Annotated in this window: 21 protein-coding genes; 10 read left to right on the top strand and 11 right to left on the bottom strand. The window is 68.6% G+C overall.

Annotated elements, in window-relative coordinates; translation table 11 throughout:
- The first annotated feature begins 64 nt into the window (after window positions 1–64).
- Complete coding sequence (gene guaB, locus ABZX37_RS22730) at window positions 65–1,576, top strand: IMP dehydrogenase (protein WP_354742486.1); 1,512 nt, start codon at window positions 65–67, stop codon at window positions 1,574–1,576.
- Window positions 1,577–1,646: 70 nt separating this feature from the next.
- Window positions 1,647–2,066, top strand: coding sequence for a DUF3574 domain-containing protein (locus tag ABZX37_RS22725; RefSeq protein ID WP_354742484.1), 420 nt, complete (start codon window positions 1,647–1,649; stop codon window positions 2,064–2,066).
- Here ABZX37_RS22725 and ABZX37_RS22720 read toward each other — a convergent pair.
- The gene (locus ABZX37_RS22720) at window positions 2,018–3,253 is read right to left on the bottom strand and encodes an MFS transporter (RefSeq protein ID WP_354742482.1); all 1,236 of its coding nucleotides are present in this window, start codon (window positions 3,251–3,253) and stop codon (window positions 2,018–2,020) included. The genes ABZX37_RS22725 and ABZX37_RS22720 overlap by 49 nt on opposite strands.
- Before the next feature lie 171 nt (window positions 3,254–3,424).
- On the opposite strand from ABZX37_RS22720, the gene ABZX37_RS22715 reads away from it, so the two are divergent.
- From ABZX37_RS22715 to ABZX37_RS22700, 4 genes are all read left to right on the top strand, one after another.
- The gene (locus tag ABZX37_RS22715) at window positions 3,425–4,564 is read left to right on the top strand and encodes a GuaB3 family IMP dehydrogenase-related protein (protein ID WP_354742515.1); all 1,140 of its coding nucleotides are present in this window, start codon (window positions 3,425–3,427) and stop codon (window positions 4,562–4,564) included.
- Window positions 4,565–4,688: 124 nt separating this feature from the next.
- Window positions 4,689–4,871, top strand: a complete 183-nt coding sequence (locus tag ABZX37_RS22710) for a hypothetical protein (RefSeq protein ID WP_354742480.1) — start codon at window positions 4,689–4,691, stop codon at window positions 4,869–4,871.
- Window positions 4,872–4,931: 60 nt separating this feature from the next.
- Window positions 4,932–6,638, top strand: coding sequence for a GMC family oxidoreductase (locus tag ABZX37_RS22705; RefSeq protein WP_354742478.1), 1,707 nt, complete (start codon window positions 4,932–4,934; stop codon window positions 6,636–6,638).
- Window positions 6,639–6,653: 15 nt separating this feature from the next.
- Window positions 6,654–7,343 carry a maleylpyruvate isomerase family mycothiol-dependent enzyme gene (locus ABZX37_RS22700; protein ID WP_354742476.1) on the top strand — a complete coding sequence of 230 codons (690 nt, stop codon included), beginning with the start codon at window positions 6,654–6,656 and terminating at the stop codon, window positions 7,341–7,343.
- A gap of 2 nt (window positions 7,344–7,345) precedes the next feature.
- Here ABZX37_RS22700 and ABZX37_RS22695 read toward each other — a convergent pair whose 3' ends face one another.
- The gene (locus ABZX37_RS22695; RefSeq protein WP_354742474.1) at window positions 7,346–7,792 is read right to left on the bottom strand and encodes an ester cyclase; all 447 of its coding nucleotides are present in this window, start codon (window positions 7,790–7,792) and stop codon (window positions 7,346–7,348) included.
- A gap of 75 nt (window positions 7,793–7,867) precedes the next feature.
- Between ABZX37_RS22695 and ABZX37_RS22690 the strand changes: the two genes are divergently transcribed.
- Both ABZX37_RS22690 and ABZX37_RS22685 read left to right on the top strand, forming a co-directional pair.
- On the top strand, window positions 7,868–8,512 hold the full coding sequence (locus ABZX37_RS22690) for a TetR/AcrR family transcriptional regulator C-terminal domain-containing protein (protein ID WP_354742472.1): 645 nt from the start codon (window positions 7,868–7,870) through the stop codon (window positions 8,510–8,512).
- A complete protein-coding gene (locus tag ABZX37_RS22685; RefSeq protein WP_354742470.1) occupies window positions 8,509–9,972 on the top strand; it encodes an FAD-binding oxidoreductase in 1,464 nt (487 codons plus the stop codon). Before ABZX37_RS22690 ends, ABZX37_RS22685 begins: the two co-directional genes overlap by 4 nt.
- On the opposite strand, the gene ABZX37_RS22680 is transcribed toward ABZX37_RS22685, so the two are convergent.
- Together ABZX37_RS22680 and ABZX37_RS22675 are read right to left on the bottom strand one after the other, a co-directional pair.
- Window positions 9,960–10,412: a GNAT family N-acetyltransferase gene (locus tag ABZX37_RS22680; protein WP_354742468.1), complete on the bottom strand. Its 453-nt coding sequence runs from the start codon at window positions 10,410–10,412 to the stop codon at window positions 9,960–9,962. The genes ABZX37_RS22685 and ABZX37_RS22680 overlap by 13 nt on opposite strands.
- Before the next feature lie 5 nt (window positions 10,413–10,417).
- Window positions 10,418–11,863, bottom strand: a complete 1,446-nt coding sequence (locus ABZX37_RS22675) for an aldehyde dehydrogenase family protein (protein ID WP_354742466.1) — start codon at window positions 11,861–11,863, stop codon at window positions 10,418–10,420.
- 128 nt (window positions 11,864–11,991) lie between these two features.
- Between ABZX37_RS22675 and ABZX37_RS22670 the strand changes: the two genes are divergently transcribed.
- Window positions 11,992–12,639, top strand: coding sequence for a rhomboid family intramembrane serine protease (locus tag ABZX37_RS22670; RefSeq protein WP_354742464.1), 648 nt, complete (start codon window positions 11,992–11,994; stop codon window positions 12,637–12,639).
- Here the strand turns inward: ABZX37_RS22670 and ABZX37_RS22665 are convergent.
- Window positions 12,572–13,117, bottom strand: coding sequence for a DinB family protein (locus ABZX37_RS22665; protein WP_354742462.1), 546 nt, complete (start codon window positions 13,115–13,117; stop codon window positions 12,572–12,574). The genes ABZX37_RS22670 and ABZX37_RS22665 overlap by 68 nt on opposite strands.
- 117 nt (window positions 13,118–13,234) lie before the next feature.
- Between ABZX37_RS22665 and guaA the strand changes: the two genes are divergently transcribed.
- Window positions 13,235–14,791, top strand: a complete 1,557-nt coding sequence (gene guaA / locus ABZX37_RS22660; RefSeq protein ID WP_354742460.1) for a glutamine-hydrolyzing GMP synthase — start codon at window positions 13,235–13,237, stop codon at window positions 14,789–14,791.
- 43 nt (window positions 14,792–14,834) lie between these two features.
- Here guaA and ABZX37_RS22655 read toward each other — a convergent pair whose 3' ends face one another.
- The 6 genes from ABZX37_RS22655 to ABZX37_RS22630 all read right to left on the bottom strand — a co-directional run bounded on the left by ABZX37_RS22655 (window position 14,835) and on the right by ABZX37_RS22630 (window position 19,760).
- Entirely contained in the window at window positions 14,835–15,065 is a 231-nt protein-coding gene (locus ABZX37_RS22655) for a hypothetical protein (protein ID WP_354742458.1), read from the bottom strand.
- The gene (locus ABZX37_RS22650) at window positions 15,058–16,347 is read right to left on the bottom strand and encodes a PspC domain-containing protein (RefSeq protein WP_354742456.1); all 1,290 of its coding nucleotides are present in this window, start codon (window positions 16,345–16,347) and stop codon (window positions 15,058–15,060) included. Before ABZX37_RS22650 ends, ABZX37_RS22655 begins: the two co-directional genes overlap by 8 nt.
- A gap of 155 nt (window positions 16,348–16,502) precedes the next feature.
- The gene (locus ABZX37_RS22645) at window positions 16,503–17,042 is read right to left on the bottom strand and encodes a hypothetical protein (RefSeq protein WP_354742454.1); all 540 of its coding nucleotides are present in this window, start codon (window positions 17,040–17,042) and stop codon (window positions 16,503–16,505) included.
- A 170-nt stretch (window positions 17,043–17,212) separates the two neighbouring features.
- Window positions 17,213–17,773, bottom strand: coding sequence for a hypothetical protein (locus tag ABZX37_RS22640; protein ID WP_354742452.1), 561 nt, complete (start codon window positions 17,771–17,773; stop codon window positions 17,213–17,215).
- Window positions 17,770–18,267, bottom strand: a complete 498-nt coding sequence (locus ABZX37_RS22635; RefSeq protein ID WP_354742450.1) for a hypothetical protein — start codon at window positions 18,265–18,267, stop codon at window positions 17,770–17,772. Before ABZX37_RS22635 ends, ABZX37_RS22640 begins: the two co-directional genes overlap by 4 nt.
- Window positions 18,268–18,299: 32 nt before the next feature.
- Entirely contained in the window at window positions 18,300–19,760 is a 1,461-nt protein-coding gene (locus ABZX37_RS22630) for a hypothetical protein (RefSeq protein WP_354742448.1), read from the bottom strand.
- Window positions 19,761–19,851: the final 91 nt, after the last annotated feature.

Here is a 19,851-nt window from a genome sequence, read left to right as displayed (position 1 = left end):
CCCACGCCAGGCACCGCTGCCCGCGACTCCAGCCCACTCCCGCCAGGAAGGCCCTTCGCCCCTCATGACCAGCGAAAGCATCACCCCCGCAGTGCCCAGCAAGTTCGCGATGCTCGGCTTGACCTTCGACGACGTGCTGCTGCTGCCCGCGGAATCGGACGTGGTGCCCAGCGCGGTGGACACGAGCACGCAGCTCACCCGCAACATCAAGCTCAACGTTCCGCTGGTCTCCGCGGCTATGGACACGGTCACCGAGGCGCGGATGGCGATCGCCATGGCCCGCCAGGGCGGGATCGGCGTGCTGCAGCGCAACCTCCCGATCGAGGAACAGGCCGCGGCGGTCGAGGTCGTCAAGCGGTCCGAGGCGGGCATGGTCACCGACCCGGTCACCTGCGCCCCGGACGACACTCTCGCCGAGGTCGACGCCCTGTGCGCGCGGTTCCGGATCTCCGGTGTCCCGGTCACTGACGCGTCCGGCGCGCTCGTGGGCATCATCACCAACCGCGACATGCGGTTCGAGGTCGACCACACGCGCCTCGTGAGCGAGGTCATGACGAGGACACCGCTGGTGACCGCTCAGGTCGGCGTCACCGCGGAGGCCGCGCTCGGGCTGCTGCGCCGCCACAAGATCGAGAAGCTGCCGATCGTCGACGGCGCGGGCAAGCTGCGCGGTCTGATCACGGTCAAGGACTTCGTGAAGACGGAGCAGTACCCGCGGGCTTCGAAGGACCCGGACGGCCGCCTCGTGGTCGGCGCCGCGGTCGGCGTGGGACCGGACGGGCACAAGCGCGCGATGGCGCTGGCCGAGGCCGGGGTGGACGTGCTGATGGTCGACACGGCGCACGGCCACTCGCGTGCGGTCATCGACGCGGTGCGGCTGCTGAAGAAGGAACTGGGCGAGACCGTCGACATCGTCGGCGGCAACGTCGCCACGCGGGCCGGTGCGCAGGCGCTGGTCGATGCTGGCGCGGACGGAGTGAAGGTCGGCGTCGGACCGGGCTCGATCTGCACCACGCGAGTCGTCGCGGGCGTCGGTGTGCCGCAGATCTCGGCGATCTACGAGGCGGACCTGGCTTGTCGTCCGGCGGGCGTCCCGGTGATCGGCGACGGCGGCATCCAGTACTCCGGCGACATCGCGAAGGCGATCGCGGCCGGTGCGTCCACCGTCATGCTGGGCAGCCTGCTCGCTGGCACCGCCGAATCGCCGGGTGACCTGATCCTGGTCAACGGCAAGCAGTTCAAGGTCTATCGCGGCATGGGCTCGCTGGGCGCCATGCAGTCGCGTGGCGAGGCGAAGTCCTACTCCAAGGACCGCTACGCCCAGGACGACGTGCTCTCCGACGACAAGCTGGTGCCGGAAGGCATCGAAGGCCGGATCCCCTTCCGCGGTCCGCTGTCGAACGTGGTCCACCAGCTGACCGGCGGGCTGCGCTCGGGAATGGGCTTCACCGGGGCGCGCACGATCGCGGAACTGCAGGAGCGGCAGCTGGTCCGGATCACCGCGGCCGGGCTGAAGGAAAGCCACCCGCACGACATCACCATGACGGTCGAGGCCCCGAACTACACGACCCGCTGATCGACCCTGTTCGCCCGCTCCTTCCTCCCGCCACACTGGATCTCCAGGTGACGGCGAGGGGAGCGGGCGAATGCGGTTTTCCCGGAGGTTCGTGCTGACGGCGGCTGCCGCGATGGTGCTCGGGGGAGGGGCGGCTTCGGCGGCCGCGGCGGATTCGCCGGACAGCTCGCTGTGGAAGCGCACCGAGCTGTACTTCGGCACCTCGAAGCCCGGCGGCGGCGAGGTGACCGAGAAGGAGTTCGCGGACTTCTCGGCGAAGGACATCACGCCGCGGTTCCCCGACGGCTTCACCCAGCTCGAGGGCACCGGTCAATGGCGGTCCGGCGGCGGCGCGGTCGTGCGCGAGCATTCGATCGTGCTCGTCGTGCTGTATCCGCCGACGAACCAGCACGCGAACGCCGACCTCGAGCAGATCCGCACCGACTACAAGCACCTGTTCGATCAGGAATCCGTGCTGCGCACCGATTCCACCGCGCGCGTCTCGTTCTGAACGCGGTTCCACCCGAGCAGCAGCAACGGCGCCGTCAGCATCAACGCGCCCGCCAGCCCGAGCGCTCCGCGCGTGCCCAGCCACGTCGCCACCACACCCCACAACAGCGTCAACCCGGCGGTGCAGGCGCCGTTGCTGATCCGCCACGCGGACAACATCCGGCTCACGTAGCCGTCTTCGGTCTCCTCGAGCCGGTAGGTCGCCAGGACCGTGCTGTACGCCGCCGAGCTGATGATCAGCCCGAACTCCACCGCCATCACCCAGAACAGTCCGCCGATCCCGGGCGGCACGAACGCCAGCAGCACGACCCAGCACGTCCGGACCGCGCCGACGATCGGCAGCAACCGGACCCGGCCGTAGCGCGGCACCAGCCGGCGGGCGAGCCGGGAGCCGACCAGGCCGCCGAGGCACGGGACGCCGAACGCGAGCCCGTACTGCCAGGTCGGCAGGCCGAGTTCGCCGAGCAGGAGCACCGCCAGCACCGGCGCGGTGGCCATGATCAGGCCGTTGACCAGACAGGAGTTGAGGAAGAGCATCCGCAGCCGGGCGTGCCGGAACACGTACCGCCAGCCCTCGACGAGGTCGGCGGCGCGGAAGGCGGCGGGGCGGGCCGGAGTGCGCTCGCGGGTGCGGATCGTCGAGAGCGAGAGTGCGGAGAGCAAGTAGCTGATCGCGTCGAGGAGCACAGTGGCGAGCGGGCCGAAGAACCCGATCGCGGCACCGCCCGCTGGTGGGCCGATCGCGGTCGCGGTCCACAGTGTCGTCTCGAACCGGCCGTTGGCGGTGAGCAGGTCTGGACCAGCCGCCAGTGACTTCAGATACGCGCCGCTCGCCGAGGTGAACGCGATGTTCGCCGCCGCCACGATCACCGACACCGCCACGAGCTGGGCGAACGTCAGCAGGTCGAGCAAATACGCGGGCAGCAGCGTGAGCAGGGCGGCGAACCGGACGAGGTCCATGGCGATCAGCACCGGCCGTTTCCGCCGGAATTCCACCCACGGACCGAGCGGGAGTGCGGCCAGCGAACCCACCGCGAGCCCGGCTCCGGCCAGCAACGACACCTGCGCGGCACTGCTGTGCAGCACCCGTACCGCGATGATCGAGAAGGCGTCGAGGGCGAAGTAAGTGCCCGCGATGCTGACCGCGTACGCCATCCACAGCCGGTGAAAGTCCTTGCCCAGCGCCAAAACCGTCCCCCTCGTCCAGCCGGGCAGCCAACCACCCGCCCGCGCCGGTGGCAAACAACCGCGCGCACAACCGGTGGTTGTCGCCACCGCAACGGTCCCCCGCGCGCAGGTCACCCGCGCCGACTCGCGACAATGGACCCCGAAGACGGCGGGCGCGAGAAGGGACATCACGTGCGGGATCTGGTCGAGATCGGCATGGGCCGCACGGCGCGGCGGGCGTATGACCTCGATGACGTGGAGATCGTGCCGTCGAGGCGGACGCGCTCCTCGTCGGTGGTGTCCACTGCCTGGCAGATCGACGCGTACCGGTTCGACTTGCCGCTGGTCACCCACCCGACGGACGCGATCGTGTCGCCGGGGACCGCGGTGGCGATCGGCGAGCTGGGCGGCCTCGGCGTGCTCAACGCCGAAGGGCTCTGGGCCCGGCACGCGAACGTCGAGGAAGCGATCTTCCGCCTCGTTCGCGCGGCGGAGGACAGCGAAGACCCGGCCGCGGTCGTGCGCGAGCTGCAGGAGCTGCATGCCGCTCCGATCCGCCTCGACCTGCTGACCGAGGCGATCAAGACGGTCCGCGAATCCGGCGTGACGGTGGCCGCGCGGGTCAGCCCGCAGCACGCCGCCGAGCTGACCCCGGACCTGATCGCCGCGGGCGTCGAGATCCTGGTCGTGCAGGGCACGATCATCTCCGCCGAGCACGTGCAGCGCGACGCGGAACCGCTCAACCTCAAGGAGTTCATCGGCCGTCTCGACGTGCCGGTGATCGCGGGCGGCGTGAGCGACTACCGCACGGCCATGCACCTGATGCGCACCGGCGCGGCGGGCGTCATCGTCGGCCACGGCTACACCGAGGGCGTCACCAGCACCGACCGCGTGCTCGGCATCGGCACCCCGATGGCGACGGCGATCGTGGACGCGGCCGCCGCCCGCCGCGACTACCTGGACGAGACCGGCGGCCGCTACGTGCACGTCCTCGCCGACGGCGGCATCACGACGTCGGGCGACATCGCGAAGGCGGTCGCCTGTGGCGCGGACGCGGTCATGCTCGGCGCCCCGCTGGCGACCGCGTCGGACGCGCCGGGCCAGGGCCTGTACTGGACCGCCGCGGCGGCGCACCCGTCGCTGCCGCGCTCGCGCGTGGTCGCTGGCCCGGACTCGGACTACGCGGTGGACCTGAAGACGCTGCTGTTCGGCCCGTCCTCGGACGCGGAGGGCGTGGTGAACCTGTTCGGCGCCCTGCGCCGCGCGATGGCGAAGACGGGCTACTCGGACCTGAAGGAGTTCCAGCGCGTCGGGCTGACCGTCCGCGGCTGAGGTACTCGCGAAAAAGGCCCCCTTCACGGGGGCCTTTTTTGTGCCCGCTGGGTACCACGCGGCCCGGTCTCCGTTATGCTTTCGTTATCTTTGGAGTCCGGTGTCGCACCTGAAGGGTGAGCGGATGGCACTGCTGGGGGAGTCCGCGTCGGCCTGGTGGCTCGGCGGGATCGTGGTGGGGAGCCTGCTGGTCCGGTTGCTCGCGCTGGTCGTGGCGTTGCGCGGGACGAAACCGGCGGAGCGGCCCGCCATCATCCGGGCGCTCGGCGAGCTGTTCCGGTTCGCGCCGCGGCGCAAGACCCGCTGAGGTAACTCGCGAGTAACTTAACTCTGGCCTGGCGGCTTCCCGGGGGTTACCCTCTTTCCTGTGACTGCCAGTAACACCACCACCGCGCGGCAAGAACCCGACTACGACGTCCTCGTCGTCGGGTCTGGGTTCGGCGGCAGCGTCGCGGCGTTGCGGCTGACCGAGAAGGGCTACCGCGTCGCGGTGGTCGAGGCGGGCCGGAGGTTCGCCGACGACGAGTTCGCCAAGACGTCCTGGGATCTCAAGCGCTACCTCTGGGCCCCGCAGCTCGGCTGTTACGGCATCCAGCGCATCCACATGCTCAACGACGTGATGGTGCTGGCCGGCGCCGGCGTCGGCGGCGGTTCGCTGGTGTACGCGAACACGCTGTACCGGCCGCTCAAGCCGTTCTACCAAGACCGGCAGTGGGCGCACATCACCGACTGGGAAAGCGAACTCGCGCCGCACTACGACCAGGCCAGCCGCATGCTCGGCGTCGTCACGAACCCGACGATCACGCCGTCGGACGTGGTGATGCGGGACGTCGCGAAGGACATGGGCGTCGAGGACTCGTTCCACGCCACGCCGGTCGGGGTGTACTTCGGCAAGCCGGGCGAGACGGCGAAGGACCCGTTCTTCGGCGGAGCCGGGCCGGATCGGGTCGGGTGCACCGAATGCGGTTCGTGCATGACCGGTTGTCGCGTCGGCGCGAAGAACACGCTGGTGAAGAACTACCTGTACCTCGCGGAAAAGGACGGCGCGAAGGTCATTCCGCTGACCACGGTGACGTCGGTGAGCCCGCGCAGCAACGGTTACGCGATCACGTTGCAGAAGACCGGAACCCGTTCGCGGCGTTTCCGGACCACGGTCACGGCGTCGCAGGTGGTGTTCGCGGCTGGCACCTGGGGCACGCAGAACCTGTTGCACCGCATGAAGGACACGGCCGCGCTGCCGAAGTTGTCCGGCAAGCTCGGCGAGCTGACCCGGACGAACTCCGAGGCCATCATCGGCGCGGCGCGGACCACTGTGGACTCCGAACGAGACTTCAGCCGCGGCGTCGCGATTACCTCGTCGATCCATCCGGACGAAAACACGCATATCGAACCGGTGCGTTACGGCAAGGGCAGCAACGCGATGAGCCTGCTGCAAACCGTTGCCACTGACGGGTCTTCGACCGTTCCGCGCTGGCGGCAGGCGCTCACGTTCCTGGTCAGGCACCCGGTGCAGTCGGCGAAACTGCTGAACGCGTACCGGTGGAGCGAGCGCACGGTGATTCTGCTGGTGATGCAGAGCCTCGACAACTCCATCACCACCTACACGCGACCCGGCCTGTTCGGACGGCGGAAGTACACGTCGAAACAGGGCCACGGCGAGCCGAACCCGAGCTTCATCCCGGCCGGGCACGAGGCGAATGTCCTTACCGCGGAACGGATCGGCGGCATGCCGGGCGGCACCTGGGGCGAGGTTTTCGACATCCCGCTCACCGCGCACTTCATCGGCGGCGTGCCGATCGGCGACAGCGCCGACAGCGGCGTCATCGATCCGTACCACCGGGTTTACGGCTATCCCGGATTGTCCGTTGTGGACGGTTCGGCGATCACCGCGAACCTCGGCGTGAACCCGTCGCTCACCATCGCCGCGCAGGCGGAGCGGGCGTTTTCGTTCTGGCCCAACAAGGGCGAGGCCGACGAGCGGCCCGAACAGACCAGCGGGTACGCCCGGATGGAGCCGGTCGCGCCGAAGAACCCGGCGGTTCCGGCGAACGCGCCCGCGGCACTGCGCCGCTGACCTAAGATCGTCCGGGTGACGACTGCGGCGCTGGACCGGATCCGGGAACTGCACGACGAATGGGCACGAATCGCCGAGGCGATGCCGGAGGCGGCGTTCGCCGAGCCGAGCGCGCTGCCCGGCTGGACGCGCGCGCATCTGCTCACCCACCTCGCGCGCAACGCGGACGCCCTCGGGAACCTGTTGACCTGGGCGGAAACCGGGGTCGAGCGGTCGATGTACGGTCCGGGCAATGCCCGGGACGACGACATCGAGGCTGGCGCGGGCCGTGCTCCGGCGGACATCATGGCCGACCTGGTGGCGTCCGGGAAGCGGTTGACGGACCACGCCGCGCGGCTGTCGGACGAGACTTGGTCAGCACGCGTCCGGCACCGGCACGGCGGTGAGCTGACCGGCGCGGACGTGCTGACGCTGCGGCTGTCCGAGACCACGATTCACCTGGTCGACCTTGACGCTGGCCATGATTTCGACAGCGCCACCGCGCTTCTCGGCGAGCATCTCGACGCGGTGGTTGCCACGCTGATTCGGATGTGTCCGCGTCCGCTGCCTTCGTTCCGCCTTACCGATGGCGTCCGTACCTGGACTTTCGGCGAGGGCGGCGATCTCGTGACCGGGACGCCGGGGACGGTGCTGGCTTGGTTGACCGGGTGCGGCGAGGGTTCGGTGCTTTCCGGGCCGGTGCCGGAAATGGCTCCGCTGCTCTGATTTCAACCGGATTGCCGGGCGGCCGCGAGTTCGTCGTCGTCGCCGACGATGCCCAGCTGCTGCAGGATGGCGAGCCGGTCGGTCTGGATGTCGAGTTCGGAGATCCGGCCGTCGGTCACCCGCGCCAGGACGAAACCGCGCCACGTTCCGCTTTTGCCGGTCGCGAAGCCTCTGCGGTAGTAGCCGGTGTTGGTGGCGGTGAGCGTCACCGTGGCCGCGGCCCGATCGCCTTCGGCGAGCAGCGAATCGAGATTCACGTGCAGATCCGGGAACGCGGTCAGCAGCTGCGTCCAGCCGGTACGGAAGGCGGCGAGTCCGCCGGTCGGCGCGTCGACCACGACGGGGCCGGATTCGGTCACGTCGTCGGCCACCACGGTGTCCAGTTCGCTGAGGTCGTGGCTGTTGACGATCGAAAGGAACTGCCGCAGGACGGTCTTGGGGTCAGGCATCGCTTCCTCGATTCTTACGCTGTAAGAGACGAGGACAGTGGTACCTTACGCCGTAAGAAACGTCAAGGGGGACCAGTGTCCGATCGGAGGGCCCGGCCGCGCGCCGGGCTGACCAGGGAGCGGGTCGTCGACGCCGCGCTCGCGTTCGTGGACAAGCACGGCATCGCCGCGTTGTCCATGCGCAAGCTCGGCGCGGAACTCGGCGTGGAGGCGATGACGCTCTACCACTACGTGCCGAACAAGGAAGCGCTGTTCGACGCCCTGATCGACCGGCTGGTCTCGGCGCTGGCCGGGATCGAACCGGAGTCCGGCGAGCGCGGGCAGCAGTGGCTGGGCCGGGTGGCGCGGACGTACCGCGGGCAGTTGCTCGCGCATCCGGGTGTGCTGCCGCTCGCCGCGACCCGCCCCGCGGTCAGCCCGGACTCGCTGCAGGTGATCGAAACCGCGTTGCGGCTGCTCGAGCTGCCGCCGGCCCGCGGGCTGGACATGGTGAACGCCGTGATGACCTTCGTGCTCGGGCACACGCTCGCCGAGGCCGGTCGCGCGCCCGGTGCCCAGTCCGATGTGGACAGTCTGGGGCACCTTGACGCGGACCGCTTTCCGCTGCTCGCGCAAGCGCTGCGGGACGGGGCCCGGCACGACGAGCGGTTCGAATTCGCCCTCGAGGCATTGCTGACCGGACTTTTCGCAACCGACCTGAGGTCTGAGGCGTCTGAATGAACATGACAGTCGGGAGAAGGACGTTTTTGCGCGCCGCCGGATTGACGGCGGTCGGCGCGGTGGCCGCGGCGTGCACGGCGAAACCGGGGCCGTCGGTGCCGCAGACCAGCCCGACGTCGAGAGCGACCGTGCCGCCGAGCACCAGTTCGAAGCCGTCCGGGCCGCCGGACTGGAACGCGTTGCGCGGCAAGCTCTCCGGGGACCTGGTGCTGCCCAGCGACGGTGGGTTCGCCACCGCGAAACGTGCGTTCAACCCGCTTTTCGACGGGCAGAATCCAGCGGCGGTCGCGAAATGCACGAAGCCGGAGGACGTGCAGGCGTGCGTTGAAGCGGCAGGCGGCCGGATCCCGCTCGCCGCGCGCAGCGGTGGACACAGCTATGCCGGGTATTCCGCGCCGGACGGGGGGTTGGTCGTCGACGTCGGCGGTATGGCTGGTGTGGACATTCAGGGTGACCAGGTGGTGATCGGTGCGGGCGCGAAACTCGGCGATGTCTATTCGGAGCTGGCGAAGGCGGGTCGTTGCCTGCCAGCGGGTTCGTGCCCGACGGTCGGCATCGCCGGGCTCGCGCTCGGCGGCGGAATCGGCGTATTGACCCGTAAATACGGTTTGACGTGCGACCGGCTGCAGTCCGCGCAGATCGTCACGCCGGACGGCAAGCTCCGCACGGTGAGCGCGCAAGCGGACGACGACTTGTTCTGGGCGCTGCGCGGCGGCGGGGGCGGAAACTTCGGCGTGGTCACGTCGTTCACCTTCAGCACCGTGGAAGCGCCGACCGTCACGGTGTTCTCGCTGAAGTTCCAGTCCGGTTCGGCGGGCGACGTGGTCGACGCGTGGCAGCGCTGGCTGCCGAGCGCGCCGCCCGAATTGTGGTCGAACTGCGTGGTTTCCGGCGGTCCGAGCGGGGCGTGCCGGATCGGCGGGGCGTTCGTGGGCGGTTCGGCGGGCCTGACGTCGGCGCTCAGCGGACTGTCGGTGTCGCCGTCCACCCGCACGATGAAGACCCTCGGCTACGGCGCGGCGATGAACTACTTCTCCGGCAGTTCGGAACGGCAGACTTTCGTGGCGTCGTCGCGGATCATCACCGATCCGGTCGACGGCGGGAAGATCGCCGATCTCGCGTCCGGACACAAGGGAATGGACCTGCTCATCGACGGCCTCGGCGGCGCGGTGGGGGATATCGCGCCGGCGGACACGGCGTTCCCGCACCGGAAGGCGCTGGCCAGCATCCAGGTCTACGCCCCGGCCACCGCGGGCAGCCAGGAGAGCGCGCGCAAGTCAGTGTCCACTGTGGTCGCCGGGCTGGCGGACGCGGGCGCGCGCGGCGGTTACGTGAATTACATCGACCCGGACCTGCCGGACTGGAAGTCGGCCTACTACGGCGACAATGCGGCCCGGCTGGACCAGGTGGCGAAGAAGTACGACCCCAACGGGGTGTTCAAGTTCGCTCAGTCTGCTTGAGGCGCGGGCCAGGCGTAACGCACGTCTGGCTCGCGCTCTTCATTTCGCTGTCCGTCGGTGTATTCGACGGCGGCAAAACCGTGTCGGCGGTAAAACCGTTGCGCGGGCTCGTTGATCTGGAACGTCCACAACGTCAGCCCGTCGGGACGGAGCCGTTTGGCCAAGTCCACCAGTTGTGCGCCGATGCCGCGCCCGCGCCACGGAAGGTCGAGATAGAGCTGCGCCAGCTCTGACCCGTCGAGCACGAGCAGTCCGGCCACAGTGGACTTGGCAACCGCCACCCAGGTTTCTTGCTGTGGCACCACGATATTCGCGAACCACCAACGCACCGCGTCATCGTCGTGGGCGCGCCGGACGGTCGGCAGCGCGGCGGTGAACGACCGCAGCCACACGTCGGCGATGTCGCGTGCGTCAGCGGCCGTTGCCCGTCGCAGGTCCACAGTGGTCAGAGGTCGACCCCCGTGAAGACCGTGACTCGCTCCTCGGTCAGGTCGTTCATCGCCGACAGCACACCCTCCCGGCCGACGCCCGAACCCTTCACGCCGCCGTACGGCATCTGATCCGCGCGATACGACGGCACGTCGCCGATGATCACGCCGCCGACTTCCAACTCCGCTGACGCGTGGAAGGCCAGCTGCACGTCGCTGGTGAACACCCCGGCCTGCAGCCCGTACGCGGACGCGTTCACCGAAGCGAAAGCCTCGTCGATACCATCCACAATGGACACAGCCAGCACCGGCCCGAAGATTTCCTCCGACCAGGCCTTGGCGTCCGCGGGCACGTCAGTCAGCAGGGTCGGCGCAACCGTTGCGCCCGAACGGGTTCCGCCGGTCATCACCCGCGCGCCACCGGCTACCGCTTCCTCGACCCACGCGATGATCCGCTCCGCAGCCGCCTCGTCGACGACCGGGCCGACGTCAGTGTTGCGGTCATACGGATCGCCGGTTGCCTGCGCCTCGACGGCCTCGGTAAGCGCGGGCACGAACTCGTCGGCGATCGCCGCGTCCACGATCACCCGCTGTACCGCGATGCACGACTGGCCCGCCTGGTAGTTGCCGAACGTCGCGATCCGCTGCGCAGCACCCTCGACGTCCGGCCAATCCCGCAGCACGACTGCCGCCGCGTTGCCACCGAGTTCGAGCACCACGTGTTTGCGTGCCGCCGCGTCCGCGATCGACCAGCCGACCGGGCCGGATCCGGTGAACGACACGACCGGCAGCCGCGGGTCGGCGACGAGCGCCTGAGTTTCCTCATTTCCCAACGGCAGCACGGAAAACGCGCCCTCCGGCAGGTCCGTCTCGGCGAGCAGTTCGCCGAGCACCAGCGACGACAACGGCGTGCGCGGCGCGGGCTTGATGATGATCGGCGCGCCGACCGCGAGCGCGGGTGCGACCTTGTGGGCCACCAAATTCAGCGGGAAGTTGAACGGCGCGATCCCGAGCACCGGACCGCGCGGCACCCGGCGGGTCAGCGCGAGCCGGGCGTCGCCGGACGGATCGGCGTCGAGCCGCTGCACGTCGCCGCTGAACCGGCGCGCCTCCTCGGCCGCGATCCGGAAGACCGAAATCGCCCGCTTCACCTCGGCCTCGGCCCACTTCAACGGCTTGCCGTTCTCGGCCGTGATCACCTCGGCGAGTTCCTCGGCCCGCATCGCGAGCCCGCGCGAGACGTGCTCGAGCGCGGCCGCCCGCTGATGCGCGGGAGTGCGCCGGAACTCCTTCGCGACCGCGGCCGCCGCGGCCACCGCCCGTTCGACCTGGTCCGCGCCGGGCACCGCGACCGTCGCCACTTCGCTGCCGTCGAACGGGTGGTGCACCACGAGGGTGCTCGCGCCCTGCTCAGCCTGACCGGCGATCCACGCGGCCCGCGGCTGTGGGGTGATCGTGTCCATGCGCCCAAGGTATTAGGCGCCACCTGGCCCGGCACGCCGGACCAGGTCCTTCTTTTGTGGCACCTGTCCTGGCGCGGAGATGACATTTGTCGGGGGTCTCCCGCGGCCCGCCGCCATATCGTCAGCGCATGACCAACTCGGTTGCCTCTCGCTGGTCAGCCAACCCTGCGATGGCCTTCTTCGCCCGCGTCGGAACACCGCGCCGTCCGGTGCTGACCGGCGCGGTGTTCCTCGTGACCGCAGCCGTGCTGATCGCCCAGTTGGCGGACCCGTCCCTCTTCGACCGCTTCAAGCGCGACGCCACCGCGATCGACGCCGGGGAGTGGTGGCGGCTGCTGACCGGCATGTTCTTTCAGGACGGCAAGCTGTTCGGCGGGATTTTCAACCTGGTCGTCCTCGCCGTGGTCGGCACGCTTGCGGAATGGTGCCTCGGCCGCGTCTCCTGGTTCGTCCTCTACTTCGGATGCGGGCTGTTCGGCCAGTACCTCAGCTACGTCTGGCTGAATCCGGTGGGCGCGGGCAACTCGATGTGCGTCGCCGGGCTGCTCGGCGCGCTCGCCGTGGTCGTGCTGCGAGCGCGCGCCGCCCAGCCGCCGCGGGGGTTGTACCTCGCCGCGCTGCTGATCGTGCCGCTCGCCGTGCTCGACACAGTGCTGCATGACAACCACGGCATGCCCGCGCTGCTCGGGGTCGCGTTGGGACTGCTGGTCAGCGGCTTCGGTAAAGGTCGCGCAGCAGCAGGATCTCCGCGCAGTGATGGATCATCTCTCGGCTGATGTGCAAGACCAGCGCGGCCATCGACAGTTCTGCGTACGGTCCTTCTGCCGGACCGCACGGGCGAGCCAGCGCTTCGGCGTCGAGACTGCGTACGCCGGCGATCCACGTCGCGTACGCGTCGTCGAGCTGCTTCAGCGCTTCGTCGGCCGTGCCCGCGTACGGGAAGTCCTGATAGGACGTCGGAGGCCCGCCGAAGTGCGACGCGGAGCGCATGGCCAGCACGCCCGGGATGATGTGGCCCAGCCGCCACGCGATCGTGGTCACCGGCGGGGGAGTGGGCTCCGGGAACGAGAAGTCGATGGTGAAGTCGCCGGTGCCGGGTTGTTCGTCGTTCGTGCGGGGGTGAACGGTCCAGCAGTTCGCGACCGGCTGCCAGAAGTACTCGTCGTCGGTGAGGCCCTCCAGCTTCGGGCGCACGTGGTGCTGCCAGTGCCAGTCGAGCTGTTCGGCCAGTTCGTTGGTCCAGTCGTTGGTCATGCGGGCACGGTAAGCCGGTTCGCGGACGGCGGCTGTCCTCATTCCGGGGGCATTGCCGACGTGACGGGGCCCACCTGGGACGATGGTGGCAAAAGCGCTGATACCTGGAGGTCTTGGGTGGCCACTCCCACCGGTCCGGTACTCGTCATGGACTTCGGGGCGCAGTACGCGCAGCTGATCGCCCGCCGCGTGCGCGAGGCGCAGGTCTTCTCCGAGGTCGTGCCGTCGAGCGCGACCGTCGAGGAGCTGCTCGCCAAGAATCCGTCCGCGATCATCCTGTCCGGCGGCCCGTCGAGCGTGTACGCCGAGGGCGCTCCCGCGATGGACCCGAAGCTGGTCGAGGCCGGCGTGCCGATCCTCGGCATCTGCTACGGCCACCAGTTGCTCGCCCGCGCGCTCGGCGGCGTCGTCGAGCCGACCGGCGTGCGCGAGTTCGGCCGCACTGACGTGCGGATTGTTGGCGAGGGCGGCGTCCTGCACACCGGGCTCCCCGACCACCAGACGGCGTGGATGAGCCACAACGACAGCGTCACCAAGGCCCCGGAGGGCTCGGTCGTCACGGCCAGCTCCGACGGTGCCGAGGTCGCCGGTTTCGAGGACGTCGAACGGCGTTTCGCGGGCGTGCAGTACCACCCCGAGGTGGCGCACTCGCCGCACGGCCAGGAGGTGCTGCGCCGGTTCCTGTACGAGATCGCCGGCGTTCAGTCCGGCTGGACCACTTCGTCCATTGTGGACGATCAGGTCGCCAAGGTCGCCGCGCAGATCGGCGACGGGCGGGCGATTTGCGGCCTGTCCGGCGGCGTCGACTCCGCGGTCGCGGCCGCGCTCGTGCAGCGCGCCATCGGCGACCGGCTGACCTGTGTGTTCGTGGACCACGGGCTGCTGCGCGCGGGGGAGCGCACCCAGGTCGAACGCGATTTCGTGGCCGCGACCGGCGTCAACCTGGTGACCGTCGACGCACGCGAGCGGTTCCTGAACGCGCTGGCCGGCGTCACCGACCCGGAGCAGAAGCGCAAGATCATCGGCCGCGAGTTCATCCGCGTGTTCGAGCAGGCTGAGCGCGACCTCAAGGCACAGGGCGACTACCGGTTCCTCGTGCAGGGCACGCTGTACCCGGACGTCGTCGAGTCCGGCGGCGGCGAGGGCACCGCGAACATCAAGAGCCACCACAACGTCGGCGGCCTGCCGGACGACCTGCAGTTCGAGCTGGTCGAACCGCTGCGGCTGCTGTTCAAGGACGAGGTCCGCCGCGTCGGGCTCGAACTGGGGCTGCCGGAGACGATCGTGCAGCGCCAGCCGTTCCCCGGGCCGGGTCTCGGCATCCGGATCATCGGCGAGGTGACCGCGGACCGGCTGGAGACCTTGCGCGAGGCCGACGCGATCGCCCGCGAGGAGCTCACCGCGGCCGGACTGGACCAGGAGATCTGGCAGTGCCCGGTGGTGCTGCTCGCGGACGTCCGCAGCGTCGGCGTCCAGGGCGACGGCCGGACCTACGGTCACCCGATCGTGCTGCGCCCGGTGTCGTCGGAGGACGCGATGACCGCCGACTGGACGCGGCTGCCGTACGAGGTGCTGGAGCGGATCTCGACCCGGATCACGAACGAGGTGTCCGAGGTCAACCGCGTGGTGCTGGACGTGACGAGCAAGCCGCCGGGCACCATCGAGTGGGAATGACGTGAAAAAACGGGGCCCGGACTTCCGGGCCCCGTTTTTTGTTTCACGGCCGTCGTTTGCGGAATGACGCGCCGAGCATCAGAACCCCGCAGAACACCGCGCCGCCCGCGACGATCCAGCGGAAGTCGAAGGTGGGCAGCCAGCTGGAGCCGTCGGTGAGGACGTAGCCGGACACGAGCAGCGTCGCGACTCCCACGATCAGCGTGATCCAGTCGACCCCGCGGCGGCGGACCGGGGCTTCGGGCTCGTCGTAGGAGTAAGGGTTCTCAGCCACGGCGCACCTCCACCTGGCCCACGCCGTTGGTGACGTGGAGCGTGATCTTCTGTCCGCCGACGTTGTCGTCGCCGTTGTCGGTCCCGGTGATGGCCGGCTGGCCGACCCCGTTGGACGTGCGGTTCAGGCAGTCGACCTCACCGGCGCTGTTCTCGCAGGTGAAGGTCACGTCCGCGGTGCGCGGCACGATGACCTCGGTGTTCCCGGCGCCGTTGGAGACCGTGGTGGCGACCGGTTCGCTCGCGGCCAGCTGGGTCAGGTCGATCTTCATGGTGCCCGCGGTGTGCCGGTAGACCGGCTGGAGCTCGGCCGCCGTATGCGGGGTCGCGGTCAGGTCGCCGACGCCGCCGCGCACGTCGAGGTTGTCGAAGGTGCTGGTCGTGAGCACCATCCCGGCGATCGACAGCGGAATCGCGAGCCCGATCAGGCCGCGGGCGCCGCGAGCGAACGCACCCGCCACGAGCCCGACGCCCAGCACGGCGAGCGTCATGCCGATGATGTGCCGCAGCGAGAACCAGTCGAACCCGTTCAGCGAGAGCGCGACCCCGATGCCGGCCACGATCACCGCGACCCCGAGCGTGGCGGCCCCGATCTTGGACCGTCGTCGCGGCGGCCTCGGCGCGGAGTCGTTGTAGTCGCCGCTAGGAGGAGGCGGTGGCGGCGCCGCCGGGTCAGGCAGATCCCAGCCCGCCGGGTCGGCGGCCAGCGGATCCCAGCCCGGGGCCGCCGCCGCGGGAGTCGGGGTGTCGCTGTTCATCGTGAAAGCTCCGGTTCCGGAAGCGGTTCCGTCCGCCGCGAACGCGACGACCGGCGCCGGTCGGTTGTCCTGCCCGCGGGTGCGATGCAGGAGATAAAGGCACGTGGCGAGCAACGCGAACCCGATGAGGCCGCCCCCGTCGAACCAGCCGCCGCCGAAGGTCCACCCGACAACCGGAATCACCGCGACAGTCAAGACGGCCGCGAAGGCCTTCGTCATGGTCGACTGCCCGCGCCCGATCAACGCCTCGAAGCCGGAGACCTCGTCGCCGTCGGAGGGGAAGAACAGCCACCCGAGCAGGTAAAGAACCAGCCCGAACCCCCCGAAAACAGTCGCCGCCGCCAACGCGACCCGAATCACCACCGGATCGATCCCGTAGCGATCCCCCAGCCCGGCCGCGACCCCCGCGACCTTCCGCCCCGAGTGCGGCCGCCGAGGCCTGCTGGCCCAGAAGTCCTTGACGGTCTCCTCGAACCCGTTCAGGGGGTTCGTACGGGGAGGCCGCACGTCGTTCGCACCACTCATGCCTCACAGCATGCTGGACCGCTGGGGGCGGCACATCGGGGAAGGTCCCTGAGGTTATCCCCGAGATTGGTCCCTAGCTGGGCGTCCGTCCGCCGAGTCTGGCCACGAGTCTTCCGTCTTCCGGGCGGGAGCGCGGTGAGTCAGCGAGAGAAGGGTCAGCCCTTGGGGAGGAGCGGGTCCAGCTTGGTCGCCAGGTCCTCTGCGGTTTTGCAGGAGGCGGCGGTGTCCTTGCCGCCGGTCACGAGGATGATCGCGCGAGAGTCGGTCTGAACCGACATGGATATCGTGCACTGGCCGGCCGACCCCAACTCGGCGGGATCTTCGATGAACTTCCGGCCGCCGAGGCTTCCGCTGCGAGCTTGTGTGGTGTTCTTGATGTCACTGTCATAGCGCTGGTCCTCTTGCAGGAGAAGTGCGACGTCGGTCGCGTTCAAGCCGCCGCTGGACTTTTGAGTGACGCAGGCTTTTCGCTCTTGTGCGATAGAAGATTTCGCCTTGGGATAGCCCGCGCCGCTCAATATTTGATCAAGAAGTGCGCACTGGTTCCGGTCGGCGAAGGGGTTTCCGGTGGAGGCGGATGGAGAAGCTGGTGCGTTCGGAGTTGCTTTGCCGTTGACGGATTTGTCGCACGCAGTCAGCGCGATCGCGCCCGCGCCGAGCAGAACCAGGAGCCTAGAGGTTCGGGTTGTGATCATTGGTTGTCAGTTTTCAGTTCAGCTGAGCGAAGGACTACGTGTGTGTTCAATTAATGCGCAATGGCAAGGACTTCTTTTGCTGGTTCAACGGCATCCCTCTGTGTGCGCCGCGTGCGTCCTTCGGGCTGTCGGACCGGGCCTCGCTCGGTCTCTGCCATTGGATACTGCGGTCAGTTCTTCGGGAGCTTCGGGTCCACGGCTACGGCGACTTGCTCGGCCTTTTTGCAGGCACCCGCAGTGTCGGTGCCGGACGCGGCGATGACCAGCGCGCGGGCGTTGGGGCCGACGCTCATTCCGACTTGGCACCCGCCGGCGATTCCCAGTGGCTCCGGTTGCTCGATAAACGGCCGGTCGCCGAGTTTCCCTGAGCGGGAGGTCTTGGGGTCCCGGATGTTGTCGGTGTACTTCTGGCCGTTCTGCAGCGCTATCCCGACAGTGATCGAGAAGAATTTGTCCTGGGCGGTGGACGTGAACTGTGCTTGGCAGCTTCGCTGGGAGTCTGCGACGGAAGGAGTTGCCGGCGAATAGCCCTGCCCGGCGAGAATCTCGTCGAGGATTTTGCATTGATCGAGCGACGCGAAAGGGTTTCCCGAGTTTGCTGCTGAAGGGCTCGGCGTGCTAGGGGCGGTATCCGGTTGCGGTGCACCGCTGACAGAGTTGTCACAACCCGCGACTATGACGAAAGCAACCGCAGTTCCAGCAAGAAGGGCGAATGTGTTTTTCCTCGTCACTGATTGTCCAGTTTCTTGTTCAGTTCCTTGAAGGAAACAGCGTTGGCGCTTTCGTTTTCGCGATAGTTCTTGCGGGCAATAACCATTGCATCCCGGGCGGTCTGCACTGCTTCATACATGGTCTGTAAATTGGGAAGCATTGAGTCTGGCCTGCCGTCGGCGACGGTTGTGTTGAATTTCGCCACCTTATTTGCATACTCAGAGCCGCCCATCTTGGCGTTTTGCGCCAAGAGTCCGAGGCTGTAGTGCATGGGGTCGAAGCCTGTGAGGAAGAAGTCGCACGCCTCCATGTACGCGCGGAACCCCTCCTCATTCACCGCGAACGACCCGTTCTGCGCCAACGTCTTCAGTGTGTTCCCGGCCGTCTTCATCTTCTGCGCGGCCTCATGGCTACCCGGGCCTTCGGTCAGCCCGGCCAGGAAGTCGTTGCCCGCTGTGCCTGCGGCGGGAGAGCTTCCGGCCACCGGCTTCTGGTCCCAAACGATGTCTGCCATCGGTTGCTCCTAGGTCTGCTCGAAGGAAGGAATCAGCCGCCGAGAACCGGGGGAGTGATCTTCTCCCCGTCCGGTCCCCGCTCCGGCTTGACCTCGAAGACCTCGTCCGGATCGATCTGCGTCGGGATCTTGTTCTTGTGTTCCTTGTCCTCTTCCTTCTTCTTCCCAGCACCCGCCGCGCCCGCGCCAGCGGTGCCAGGCTTCCCGGTCTTTCCTGCGTTCGCGGCAGCAGTAGCGCCCCGCTCAAGTCGTTCGGCGGCACCCTTGCCGCCGGACTCGCCGGCCTTTCCGGAACCGCCGGAGCCAGCACCGCCGGTCACCCGGCCGCCGGCGCCACCTCGGCCAGCACCGCCTCCCGACCGGCTGCGCGGAGTGTCCTCACCGGAGCCGGAGTTCCCACCGCCGCCTCCGCCTAGCGCGAGTCCCTCCGGAGAGAGACGGCCGCCGATGTTCGGCGGCGTGCGCAGGTTGTTGCCGCCCCCGGTGAGGCCGGTGTTGCTGAGCGGCCCGGTTCCGCTGGTCACGCCCGGCCCGGGGCTGTAGGGCACTCCGGCCGGAGGCGCGCCGGGGGTTCCTCCGGTCGGCGGGCCAAAAGCGTTCATAGCTGGACCGCCCAACGGCGGATTCGTGCCGTTGAAGCCAGTCGCGGGCCCGCCGGTAATCGGACCACCAGGCCCGGCATAAGGCCCGCTCGAAGTCCCACCGGACACAGTCACCGGCGAGGCACTGCTCGCATGAGTGCTGTCGTTGTTCATCTGCGGCGGCGGCGAGTAAACCGGCTGCGTAGTCGACGTCTCGTGATAAGTCGAGTCCAACCCGTGCATCACCTGGACCGCCTGCTGATGCGCCGCGTCAGCCTGCTGTTGCTTGGCCGCCACGTCGCCCATCGCGATCACGCCCTGCAGCGGGTTGCCGTTCTGGAACTGCTCCGTCGCTTTGGCCATCTCGGCCTTCTGGTCGAACCCAGTGGGCTCCGGCATGTTCTTGTGCGCGTAGTCGGCCGCCGCGGATTGCTGGGAGTAGCGGTTCGACACCAGCTGCATCGCGCTGCCGGTTTTCTCCGTGTGATCGGCCGTGCTCTGGAAGAACGAATGCGCTTGCGTCGCGGCCGTGCCCTGCCACTCCGCACCCGCGGTACTGGCCGCGTTGCGGAACTGGTTGGACACGTCGGCGAGCCAGTTGCCGTAGAAGTTCGTCACGCGGCTGCGTTCGTTGATGCCCTTGAAGTCCAAGCCCTCGTTGACCATCTTGTGCAGGTCTTCGTGGCTGTACGACGCGTAATTCGCGTCCGGCGCGGGCGCGTCGCCGCGGGTTTGCTGGCCCTGGAGCAGCTGCTGGCCCTGCTGGACCGAGTACTGCGAGGCGTCCCGCTCAGTCGCTCCGCGCGTCTCGGGCGAGTCCACGCCTACGGAGAAGATCTGGTTCACGTTCTGCGTCCGGGCGTAGTAGTCGCCCGCGGACTCGACGTGCTCCGCGCGATGCTGCTCGGTCATCTCCGCCCCCGTGTACGCACTGTGATCACTCGCCACCTGCATGGTACCGAGTCCCGGCGGGCGGCAGGGAGGTTCGCCGAATTTCCCGGAC

The organism is Amycolatopsis sp. NPDC004079, assembly GCF_040610415.1.
In the GTDB taxonomy this organism is placed as follows: Bacteria; Actinomycetota; Actinomycetes; order Mycobacteriales; family Pseudonocardiaceae; genus Amycolatopsis; species Amycolatopsis halotolerans.
The sequence above is the reverse complement of the archived record's forward strand: the minus strand, read 5'-3'. Positions and strand labels throughout refer to the sequence as shown.